Origin of the sequence: Amycolatopsis bullii, from assembly GCF_014654205.1 — a bacterium.
GTDB classification, from domain to species: Bacteria; Actinomycetota; Actinomycetes; order Mycobacteriales; family Pseudonocardiaceae; genus Amycolatopsis; species Amycolatopsis plumensis.
The window spans coordinates 111,255-121,407 of sequence record NZ_BNAW01000026.1 but is presented as its reverse complement, the minus strand read 5'-3'; the positions used below and the strand labels follow the sequence as shown (position 1 = coordinate 121,407).

Below are 10,153 nucleotides of genomic sequence, written 5' to 3'. Positions count from 1 at the left end.
GTGGTGAGGCGGGTTCCAACCCGCCTCACCACTCACGACCCGCCGAGCCGTGCGTGGCGTTCCGGGGTCGTGTTAGCCTGTCGCCGTGCAGCGCCCGATGTCGTCCTTGCGGCTCGTAACCCGGCGCGCCGGCTGAACCCAGGTCGCCGGCGCGCTGCGTCGACGACCGCGTTTTCTCCGGGACCTGGCCCCGATCTCGTTCCCCCTCGAACCCGGGAGATCCGCCATGTCCACTTCCTTCGCCGTTCCCGCACCCCGCTCGGCCATGCTGCTGCGCCGCCGCATCGCCACCTACTTCGTCGGCGGTGCCGAACAGATCGCGCCGCTGGTCGGGGCCCTGGAAGGCCGCCTCGTCCACGAGCTGACCGTCGACGTCAAGGACGGCGTCCGCGAGAGCAGCATGGTCTGCGCCGTCCTGCTGGCGGCCGAGGAGACCGGCCCCCTGCTCGACCGGCTGCGCGAGCTGCCGTCCGTCGTCTCCGCCGAACTCGCCTAGCTGCGCACGAGGCTCCGCGGGCGCACCGCGTTCGCCACCATCGCCATGCCCTCCTCGGTGAACAGCGACTCCGGGTGGAACTGGACCCCTTCGATCGGCAGCGACCGGTGCCGCACGCCCATCACCTCCCCGGTCGACGACCAGGCCGTCACGGCCTGCTCCGCCGGCAGCGAAGCCGGGTCGAGCACCATGGAGTGGTAGCGCGCCACCGTCAGCGGGTCGCGCAGCCCGCTGAAGACGCCGCGGCCGTCGTGGGCGAGCGGGGAGCACTTGCCGTGCATCGGCTCGGCCGCGTGCACCACCCGGGCACCGAACGCCGCGCCGATCGCCTGGTGGCCCAGGCAGACCCCGAGCAGCGGCACGCGGCCGGCGAGGCGGCGGACCAGCTCGACCGAGATGCCCGCCTCCGCCGGGTCGCCCGGGCCCGGCGAGATCAGGACCAGCTCCGGGGCGAGCGCGGCGACGTCGGCCACCGTCACCTCGTCGTTGCGGTACACCTGGCACGAAGCTCCGAGCGTGCCGAGGTACTGCACCAGGTTGTAGACGAACGAGTCGTAGTTGTCGATCACGCAGATCACGCGGCCGCCCCTTCCACCGTCACCCCGAGCGCTCGCGCGCCCGACCCCAGCTTCGCCAGGCATTCCGCGTACTCTTCGGCCGGGTCCGAGTCGTGGACGATGCCGCCGCCCGCCTGCATGCGGATCTCGCCGTCGCACCACACCATGCTGCGGATCGTGAGGTAGAGGTCCACGTGGGACACCCCGAACGAGCCGACCGCCCCGGAGTACAGCCAGCGCCGGGACGGCTCGAGCGCCTCGATGATCTCCATCGCGCGCACCTTCGGCGTCCCGGTCATCGTCCCGGCCGGGAAGGTCGCCCGGATCAGCTCGTCGGTGCCCCGCTCCCGCGCGGGCTCGCCCCAGACGTCGGACGTCAGGTGCACAGGTCCTCTTCGGCCAGCCGGTCGGCGTGCTCGTCGCGGCCGCGCCGCCGGGTGCCGGCCAGCGGCCGGATCAGCGCCTTCCCGCCCGACAAGGTCAAGCACGGCTCCGGTGACGCACCGACGGCCTCGAACCGCGGCCCGGCGTGCCAGAAGTGGTACGGCGACGGGTTGATCGCCGTCAGCCGCTCGTAGACCCGCAGTCCGTCCACAGTGGCCGGTGCGGTCCAGGCGTTCGACAGCACGAGCTGGAAGACGTCGCCGTCGAGGATGTGCCGCCGGGCGCGGCGGACGGCCTCGACGTACTCGTCGTAGGCGAACCCGAACCGGCCGGCTCCCACCGCCACCCGCCCGAGCGGCGCGACCGCCGGGCCGGTCAGCGTCCGGGCCACCTGCTCGGCCGCCGTGCGGGCGGCGGCGGGGGTCCTGCCGCGCCCGATCACCCGGCCCTCGGCGAACCGGACCAGCACCTCGGGCAGGAAGAACTCGTACACCGGCCGGTCGGTCGCCGGGTGACGGCTCGGCAGCCGCTCGAAGTCCCGTGCGGCGTCGTAGCCGAGGAACCCGAACCAGGCGGCTTCGGCGTCGGTGGTCTCCGGGGGCAGGTCGAGCCCGCGCAGCAGGTCCACGGCGGCGGTCAGCGGCGAGCCGCCGCCGGGGTGGGAGAAGACGGCCAGCTCGCCGGCGGCGAGGACCGGATCGGCCCCGCCGGTCCCGGCGGTCAGCATGGCCCGCCCGGCAGCGCGCAGACCCAGCCCGAATACGAGGAGGTACGGGCGGCCGCGGAGGCGAGCGGGCAGCCGCTGCGCCGGGTCCTGGACGAGGTGCGCGCGCTGGCGGCGTCGTGACCGGGTTTGCCCGGTTCGGGGCCGGGTAGCCCGGCGCCATGACCGAAGCCCACACCCGGCCCCGGCGGAGCACCGCCCGGGCCGCCGCCCTGCTGTTCGGGATCGCGTTCCTGCTCGTCGGTGTGCTCGGGTTCATCCCGGGCATCACCGCGGACTACGACGCGCTGAAGTTCGCCGGGCACGAGTCGGGCGCACAGCTGTTCGGCGTGTTCACCGTGTCGGTGCTGCACAACCTGGTCCACCTGCTGTTCGGCGTGCTGGGCGTGCTGGCCGCACGCGCCAACGGCAGCTCGCGGGCCTTCCTGATGATCGGCGGCGGGATCTACGTGCTGCTGTGGGTGTTCGGCCTGGCGATGGACCACGACAGCCCGGCCAACATCCTCCCCATGGACAACGCCGACGACTGGCTGCACCTCGGCCTGGGCGTGGCGATGATCGCCGCGGGCATCGCCACGGCGGCGGCCGACCGGGCCCGCGGCCAGTACCCGGAGCCGGAGAAGCAGCAGGGCCGCTGACTCAGGGCTTGCGGCCCACCCCGGTGGAGATCTCGTGCAGCCGGTGCCGGTCCGGGGCCAGCGGTGCGGTGTCCGCGCCGGCGCCCTCGCGCAGCCCCGCGAGGAACTCCTTCAGCGTGGCCGCGGCGTCCCGGCCCGGCTGCCAGTCCAATTCGGACTCCGCGCGGCTCGTGTCCATCACCGGCAGCCGCATGACCGCGTCGAACAGGCCCGGTGACGCCGGGATCGCGTGCACGCGCCAGGCCGCGTCCACCGCCGCCCGCACCACGCCCGCCGGGACCTGGATCGTGCGCGCACCCAGCAGGTCCGCCGCGAAGCGCGGGTCCACCACCGGGCCGGTCGCGATGTTGAACGCCCCGCGCACCGGCCGCGTCACCGCGCGGCGGACGGCGTCGGCCAGGTCGTCCGTGTGCACGATCTGGAACCGCAGGCCGCGGATGTCCGGGACCACCGGCACCAGGCCCGGCCGGACCAGCGAACCCGGGACGAACGGCCCCGCGAACAGGCGGCGCTGCTCCGTCGCGGCAGTGCGCTGGAAGACGAACCCCGGCCGCATCCGGACGACCTCGAGCTTCGGGTGCCGGGCCTCGAACGCGTCGAGGTACCGCTCCAGATAGGCCTTTTCGCGCGTGTACGCCGCCCCCGGCCAGCCGTGCGTCGGCCAGTCCTCCGTCACCGGCTCGTCGTCCTCCCGCGGCGAGTACGCCCCGATCGACGACGTGTAGACGAGCTTGGGCACGCCCGCCGTGGCCGCCGCCTCGAACACCCGCATCGAGCCCAGGACGTTCGCCCGCCAGGTGCGTTCGGGACGACGGGTGGGCTGGAACAGCCACGCCAGGTGCACGACGGCGTCGGCGCCGCGGAAGTGCGGCACGAGGTCGTCGCGTTCGACGTCGGCCGTGACGACGCCTTCCGCCGGGCGTCTTGCCAGCTTGACGATGGTTTCGACCTGCGGGTCCGCGCCCAGCGCGCGCACGACCCCGGTCCCGATGTTGCCGGTCGCTCCGGTCACCACGATGCGCATCCGGGCCGGTTACCCGGGGTCCGGGCGGACAACCCTGCTATCTTCGAAGGGAAGATCCCTTTGTGAGGAGACCAGTCGTGGCAGGTGACGTCGACATCTCCGGGTAGCCCCGGAGTCCGCAGGCCCCCGGCCGTGCCGGTGCGGGCCGCCGTCGACGTCCCCTTTTCCGCGTTCACTCCATCGAGGTCTTCGCCATGTCCGAAATCGTGCTGTCCGGCCTGTCCTTCTCCTGGCCGGACGACACCCCCGTCTTCGACCGCCTGTCCGCCACCTTCGCGAGCGGCCGCACCGGTCTCGTCGCCCCGAACGGCTCCGGCAAGACGACGCTGCTCAAGCTCGTCGCCGGCGTCCTGAAGCCCGCCGCCGGCAGCGTCACCGCCGACGGCGTGCTCGGCTACCTGCCGCAGGACCTGCCGCTGAGCGGAGAACCGTCGGTCGCCGAAATCCTCGGCGTGGCACCGGTTCTGCGTGCCATCGCCGCCGTCGAGTCCGGCGACGTCGACGAAACGCACTTCACCACCATCGGCACCGACTGGGACATCGAGGAACGCACCCGCGCCCAGCTCGACCGGCTCGGCCTCGACGGCATCGGGCTCGACCGCACGCTGAGCACCCTCAGCGGCGGCCAGATCGTTTCACTGGGCCTCGCCGCGCAGCTGCTGAAGCGCCCGGACGTGCTGCTGCTCGACGAACCCACCAACAACCTGGACGCCGAAGCCCGCCACAAGCTGTACGCCGTGCTCGACGACTGGTCCGGTTGCCTGCTCGTGGTCAGCCACGACCGCGCGCTGCTCGACCGGATGGACCGGATCGCCGAGCTCCACGGCGGCGAAATCCGGTTCCACGGCGGCAACTTCACCGCCTACGAAGAGGCCGTCCGGTCCGCCCGCGAAGTCGCCGAGAAGAACATCCGCACCGCCGAGCAGGAGGTCAAGCGCGAGAAGCGGGAGATGCAGCAGGCCCGCGAGCGCGCCGCCCGCCGGGCCAGCACCGCGTCGCGCACCCTCGGCAACGCCGGGTTGCCCAAGATCTTCGCCGGCACGATGAAGCGCAACGCGCAGGAATCGGCGGGCAAGGCGGACGGCACGCACGCCGCCCGCGTCGGCGCCGCGAAGGCCAAGCTCGACCAGGCCGAACGCGAGCTGCGCACCGAACAGAAGATCAGCCTGGAGCTGCCGCAGACGGTGGTCCCGGCGGGCCGGACGCTCTTCCTCGGCGAAGGCCTGCGGGTGCGCGGGCTCTTCGGCAACGGCGTCGACCTGGCGATCCGCGGTCCCGAGCGGATCGCGCTCACCGGCCCCAACGGCGCCGGGAAGTCGACGCTGCTGCGGCTGGTGCACGGCGACCTCGAGCCCGACAGCGGCACGCTGACCCGCGCCGAGGGCCGGATCGCCTTCCTGTCCCAGCGTCTGGACCTGCTGGACGACGACCGCAGCGTCGCCGAAAACCTGGCGGCGGCCGCCCCTGCGCTGCCCGCCGACCGGCGGATGAACCTGCTGGCGCGCTTCCTGTTCCGCGGCAACCGGGTGCACCTGCCGGTCGGCGTCCTCTCCGGCGGGGAACGGCTGCGGGCCACGCTCGCCTGCGTCCTGTTCGCCGAACCGGCGCCCCAGCTGCTGTTGCTGGACGAGCCGACGAACAACCTGGACCTGGTCAGCACCGGGCAGCTGGAGAGCGCGCTGACGGCGTTCCGCGGCGCGTTCGTGGTGGTGAGCCACGACGAACGCTTCCTCGACGCGATCGGCGTCGACCGGTGGCTGCGGCTCGAAAACGGTGACGTACACGGGTGACGTCGGGCGACGGTCGCCGCGGTCACTCCGGGATTCCTAGCGTGGTGAAGTCACCCGCTGAAAGGAACAACATGTCCGAAGTGACCTACACCGCCGTCGCCACCTCCACCGCGGAGGGCCGCAACGGCGGCCGCGCGACCTCCGACGACGGTGCGCTCGACGTCACCCTCGCCGTGCCCAAGGCCTTCGGCGGCGCGGGCGACGGCACCAACCCGGAGCAGCTGTTCGCGGCGGGCTGGGCGTCCTGCTTCGTCGGGGCCGTGCGCCGGGTCGCGGGCGCGAAGAAGGTGCCGCTGAACGACCTCGCCGTGGTCGCCGAGGTGACCCTGCACCACGACACCGAGGCGGGCGAGTTCCGGCTCAGCGCCGTGCTCCACCTGGAGGCGACGGGCATCGACCAGGCCACGGCCGACGACCTGGTGCAGGGCGCGCACCAGGTGTGCCCGTATTCGAAGGCCACCCGCGGCAACATCGAGGTCACCCTCGACGCGACGGTCGCCTGATGAAGCGCGCACTCACCGCCCTGGCGGCCGTGGCGGTCGCCGGGGCGATCACCGAGATGGATTCACCGCACGCGAACGCTGCGGCGGCGCCCGGCGCGGTGGTCGACGTGATCCACCGAGCGGCGCGTTGAGCAGTCTCCCGCGGCTTGTCGTCAGAGGTGGGTGGCGTCGATGATCGCCTGGGCGAACGGCCGGGGTGCTTCCTGCGGCACGTTGTGGCCGATGCCGTCGTAGATCCGGTGTTCGTACTTGCCGGTGAACTTCGCGCGGTAGGCCGTGCCGTCCTTGGCCGCGCCGTCGAAGTCGCTGCCGATCGTGATCGACGGGACGCCGATGGTCGCGCCGGCCGCCAGTTTCCGTTCGTACGCCTCGTACTGCGGCTCGCCCGGGGCGAGGCTCAGGCGCCAGCGGTAGTTGTGGATGACGATGTCGACGTGGTCCGGGTTGTCGAACGCCGCCGCGCTGCGGTCGTACGTCGCGTCGTCGAAGTGCCAGGCCGGGGACGCGGTCTTCCAGATCAGCTTGTTGAAGTCGTGGCGGTTGGCCGCGTAGCCGGCGCGGCCGCGCTCGGTCGCGAAGTAGTACTGGTACCACCAGCCGAGCTCCGCGGCCGGGGCCAGCGGCTGCTGGTTCGCCGCCAGGTTGGTGACGATGTACCCGCTCACCGCGACGATCGCCTGGCAGCGCTCCGGCCACAGCGCGGCGATGATGTCGACGGTCCGGCCGCCCCAGTCGTAGCCGCCGAAGACGGCTTTGCCGATCTTGAGCGTGTCCAGCAGGGCGATGACGTCGAGCGCCACGGCCGTCTGCTGGCCGTTGCGGACCGTCTCGGCGGACTTGAACGCCGTCGGGCCGTAGCCGCGCAGGTAGGGGACGATGACCCGGTAGCCGGCGCCGGCCAGGATCGGGGCGACGTCGACGTAGCTGTGCGGGTCGTACGGCCAGCCGTGCAGCAGCACGACCGGCTGCCCGGTCGCCGGCCCGAACTCGTGGTAGGCCATGGTGAGCGCCCCGGCGTCGGCCTGCTTGACCGGCCCGAGCGAGGTGTGTTCCCCGGATCCGGCCCGCAGGTCGGGTGCCGCGGCGGGCGCGACGGCGGAGGTGCCGGACGAGCAGGCCGCCAAGGACGTCGCCGCGAGCCCGGCCGCGAACGCCTGCCCGAACCTTCTCCTGCTGATCATCTGCTGCTCCTGTGCGAAAGACCGTGGGACTTTCACGACGTTAGGAGCGGGTTGGTGACCCTCGCGCCCGTCAGGTGACGCAGCCGGTGTACGTCATCCTTCGAGGGTCTTCAGCATCCCGGCGAGGTCGGCGCGGGAGCTCACGCCCAGCTTGGGGAAGATCCGGTGCAGGTGGGTGCCGACGGTGCGGTGCGAAAGGTACAGCCGCTGCCCGATCTCCCGGTTCGTCAGCCCTTCCGCGGCGAGCTGGGCGATGCTCAGCTCGTGCGGGGTCAGCTTGTCCCGGGCGTCCGGGCCGCGGTTCGGGCTCGACTCGCCCGCGCTGCGCAGCTCGCGGCGGGCCCGGTCGGCCCAGGCGGCCATGCCGAGCGCGTCGAACGTCTTGCGGGCGGTGCGCAGGTGCGTCCGCGATTCGACGACCCGCCGCTGCCGCCGCAGCCACTCGCCGAAGGCCAGGTGGACGCGGCCGCGTTCGGCGGGCCAGCCGGCGAGGTCGGCATCGAGGGCTTCGGCGAACCGTTCGTCGCCGGGGTCGAGCACGGCCCGCGCGTACCGGAGGCCGATGTGCAACGCGGGTGACGGCGTGTCCAGGCACTCGAGTTCGGCCACGACATCCCGCAGCTCGCCGGTCCGCCCGGCCCGGACCGCGGCCTCGGTGAGCTCCGCGACGCAGTACGCGCGCAACGCCAGCTGGTAGGCGGGGTCGGCCGGATCGAGCAGCCGGCGCAGGTCGGCGAAGGCGTCCTCGAACCGGCCTTCGCCCAGGTTGGTCAGCCCGCGGGTGAGCTGCACGGTGGCCAGGACGGGCCGGGCACCGGCCGCGAGCCCGGCGCGCTCGGCTTCGTCGGCGAGGGTCTTGGCTTGCTTGTGCTCGCCGCGCAGGGCGGCGATTTCGGCCTGGACGGCCGTGGCCAGCCCGGCCATGAACGGCTGTCCGGTCTCCCGGGCGAACCGCGCCGCCTCCGCCGCGGCGGGCACGGCTCCCGCGAGGTCACCAAGCCGGACGCGGCTCCACGCCTGGACGGCCAGCGCCCGCGGCAGCAGCCCGAGCCGGCCCTGGGCCCGCAGCCCGGGGGCCGCGGCGGCGGAGAACCGGGCGGCGAGGTCGAAGGCGCCGACCTGCAGCGCGGCGCTGCCCAGGTACCGGTCGACCTCGGGATCGGCGCCGGTCCTGGCGACCAGCTCGCGCAGGTGGGCCAGGACGGCTTCGCCGCGTTCGAAAGGCGCGACGTAGGCGGTGACGGCCACGATCCGCGGGTCGTGGTTCGGGATGGGCAGCCGATCGGCGACGTCCAGGAGGTCTCGCCGCGCTTCCGGGCCGGGCTCGGTCCAGAAGCAGCGCATGGCGGCGCTCCAGAGGATCCGCATGGCGGCGTCGGGGTGCCCGTCGTCCGCGACGGAGGCGGCGGTCCGGGCCAGTTCGGCGACGCGGGCCGGGTCTTCGCGGACGCCGTCTTCGAACTCGCTGAGCAACCGGCCGGCGGTGGCCCGGCGGCGGGGATCGGCGGGGCCGGCCGCGTGGACCAGGCGTTCGGCGGTCTCCCGCCGGCCGGACTCGACGGCCAGTTCGGCGGCCAGCAGCAGCCGATCGGCCCGGCGGTCCGGCTGGTCGCTGAGCCGCGCGGCCTGTTCGAGGGCGGCGATGGCGGCGGCGGCCCCACCGCGGAACCGGGCGCGTTCGGCGGTCCGTTCCAGTTCGGCGGCGACGGTCTCATCGGGTCCGGCGGTGGCGGCGGCCCGGTGCCAGGCGCGCCGATCGGGCTGGTCGCGGAGGACCCCGCCGAGGGCGAGGTGCGCGTTCCGGCGGTCGAGCGGGGTGGCCGAGGCGGGGATGGCGGACCGCATGAGGGGGTGCCGGAAGGCCACGGCCCCGGCGGACAGCTCGATCAGCCGCGCTTCGACGGCGGGCGCGAGGATTTCGGGATCGGCGGAGATGTCCAGCAGGACACCTGTCGCGTCCAGGGTCTCTGTCAACGATGTCGTCTCGTTCAGCGCCGCCACCAGCAACGCCGTGCGCGTCACCTCCGGCAGTGCCGCCACCCGGGCCGTGAACGTGCGCTCGAGCCGCTCCGTCAGTGGCAACACCGGATCCAGCCCGTCCAGCGACGTCACCGCCAAGGGCAGTTCCGTCAACGCCAGCGGCAATCCCGCCGCCTCCGCGAGCAACCGCGTCCGGACCGCGGGGGCCAGCCGCGGCGCGACCGAATCCAGCAGCGAGGCCGCCGGGTCCGGGGGCAGCCGGTCCAGCGCCATCGGTACCAGGCCCGCGTCGGCCAACGGGGACTCGAACCCGTCGCGCAGGGTCGCCACCAGGACGATCGGCTCGGTCTCGATCCGCCGCGCCACGAACGCCAGTGCGTCCGCGCTCGCCCGGTCCAGCCAGTGCGCGTCCTCCGCCACCAACAGCAGCGGCTTCACCGCCGCCTCCTCGGCCAGCAACGTCAGCGCCGCCAGCCCGACCAGGTACGCACTCGGCTCCGCGCCGGCCGCCAGGCCCAACGCCGTCTGCAGGGCGTCGCGCTGGGGCTCGGGCAGCTCCGCCACGCCGGCCCGGACCGGGTACAGCAGCTGGTGCAGCCCGGCGTAGGCGAGGTTCCGCTCCGCCTCGGCTCCGGTCGTGCGCAGCACCCGCAGCCCCGCCACCGACGCCGCCGCGGCCGTCGACGCCACCAGCGCGGACTTCCCGATGCCCGCTTCGCCGCGGATCAGGACACCGCTGCGGTCCTCCGGGCCGTCGACGAGCTCGCCCAGCTCCTTCAGCTCGGTGTCCCGCCCGCACAGCGCCATGGAAACGACCTTACCCAACACTGTTTCCGCAGCTCACGGCCGAGTGACGTACGCCGGCAGCGTCATCCG

Annotated in this window: 9 protein-coding genes and 1 pseudogene; 5 read left to right on the top strand and 5 right to left on the bottom strand. The window is 73.5% G+C overall.

Annotated features, from left to right (window positions below; all coding sequences use genetic code 11):
* Positions 1–226 precede the first annotated feature (226 nt).
* Complete coding sequence (locus IE317_RS26495) at positions 227–496, top strand: hypothetical protein (protein ID WP_191314049.1); 270 nt, start codon at positions 227–229, stop codon at positions 494–496.
* Here IE317_RS26495 and IE317_RS26490 read toward each other — a convergent pair.
* Together IE317_RS26490 and IE317_RS26485 are read right to left on the bottom strand one after the other, a co-directional pair.
* A complete protein-coding gene (locus IE317_RS26490) occupies positions 493–1,074 on the bottom strand; it encodes an anthranilate synthase component II (RefSeq protein WP_191314048.1) in 582 nt (193 codons plus the stop codon). The genes IE317_RS26495 and IE317_RS26490 overlap by 4 nt on opposite strands.
* Positions 1,071–2,164, bottom strand: a pseudogene (locus IE317_RS26485) (chorismate-binding protein). The gene IE317_RS26490 and the pseudogene IE317_RS26485 overlap by 4 nt, the downstream one beginning before the upstream one ends.
* A 158-nt stretch (positions 2,165–2,322) precedes the next feature.
* Between IE317_RS26485 and IE317_RS26480 the strand changes: the two are divergent.
* Positions 2,323–2,799 (top strand): DUF4383 domain-containing protein, encoded by a 477-nt coding sequence (locus IE317_RS26480; RefSeq protein WP_191314047.1) that lies wholly within the window; start codon positions 2,323–2,325, stop codon positions 2,797–2,799.
* Between the two features lies 1 nt (position 2,800).
* Here the strand turns inward: IE317_RS26480 and IE317_RS26475 are convergent, their stop codons facing one another.
* Complete coding sequence (locus IE317_RS26475) at positions 2,801–3,823, bottom strand: NAD-dependent epimerase/dehydratase family protein (RefSeq protein ID WP_191314046.1); 1,023 nt, start codon at positions 3,821–3,823, stop codon at positions 2,801–2,803.
* A 194-nt stretch (positions 3,824–4,017) separates the two neighbouring features.
* Between IE317_RS26475 and IE317_RS26470 the strand changes: the two genes are divergently transcribed.
* The 3 genes from IE317_RS26470 (at position 4,018) to IE317_RS45175 (ending at position 6,247) form a co-directional block, all read left to right on the top strand.
* Positions 4,018–5,613 carry an ABC-F family ATP-binding cassette domain-containing protein gene (locus IE317_RS26470; RefSeq protein ID WP_191314045.1) on the top strand — a complete coding sequence of 532 codons (1,596 nt, stop codon included), beginning with the start codon at positions 4,018–4,020 and terminating at the stop codon, positions 5,611–5,613.
* Positions 5,614–5,684: 71 nt separating this feature from the next.
* Positions 5,685–6,116, top strand: coding sequence for an organic hydroperoxide resistance protein (locus IE317_RS26465; RefSeq protein ID WP_191314044.1), 432 nt, complete (start codon positions 5,685–5,687; stop codon positions 6,114–6,116).
* Entirely contained in the window at positions 6,116–6,247 is a 132-nt protein-coding gene (locus IE317_RS45175) for a hypothetical protein (protein ID WP_268246909.1), read from the top strand. The genes IE317_RS26465 and IE317_RS45175 overlap by 1 nt, the downstream gene beginning before the upstream one ends.
* A 21-nt stretch (positions 6,248–6,268) precedes the next feature.
* Here the strand turns inward: IE317_RS45175 and IE317_RS26460 are convergent, their stop codons facing one another.
* Positions 6,269–7,297, bottom strand: a complete 1,029-nt coding sequence (locus IE317_RS26460; RefSeq protein WP_191314043.1) for an alpha/beta fold hydrolase — start codon at positions 7,295–7,297, stop codon at positions 6,269–6,271.
* Positions 7,298–7,390: 93 nt separating this feature from the next.
* Positions 7,391–10,084: an ATP-binding protein gene (locus IE317_RS26455; RefSeq protein WP_191314042.1), complete on the bottom strand. Its 2,694-nt coding sequence runs from the start codon at positions 10,082–10,084 to the stop codon at positions 7,391–7,393.
* Positions 10,085–10,153: the final 69 nt, after the last annotated feature.

Excerpts from the sequence above, each read along its gene's own strand:
- IE317_RS26460 (WP_191314043.1), bottom strand. The coding sequence starts at position 7,297 with ATGATCAGCAGGAGAAGGTTCGGGCAGGCGTTCGCGGCCGGGCTCGCG.
- IE317_RS26475 (WP_191314046.1), bottom strand. The coding sequence starts at position 3,823 with ATGCGCATCGTGGTGACCGGAGCGACCGGCAACATCGGGACCGGGGTC.
- IE317_RS45175 (WP_268246909.1), top strand. The coding sequence starts at position 6,116 with ATGAAGCGCGCACTCACCGCCCTGGCGGCCGTGGCGGTCGCCGGGGCG.
- IE317_RS26480 (WP_191314047.1), top strand. The coding sequence starts at position 2,323 with ATGACCGAAGCCCACACCCGGCCCCGGCGGAGCACCGCCCGGGCCGCC.
- IE317_RS26470 (WP_191314045.1), top strand. The coding sequence starts at position 4,018 with ATGTCCGAAATCGTGCTGTCCGGCCTGTCCTTCTCCTGGCCGGACGAC.
- IE317_RS26465 (WP_191314044.1), top strand. The coding sequence starts at position 5,685 with ATGTCCGAAGTGACCTACACCGCCGTCGCCACCTCCACCGCGGAGGGC.
- IE317_RS26455 (WP_191314042.1), bottom strand. The coding sequence starts at position 10,084 with ATGGCGCTGTGCGGGCGGGACACCGAGCTGAAGGAGCTGGGCGAGCTC.
- IE317_RS26495 (WP_191314049.1), top strand. The coding sequence starts at position 227 with ATGTCCACTTCCTTCGCCGTTCCCGCACCCCGCTCGGCCATGCTGCTG.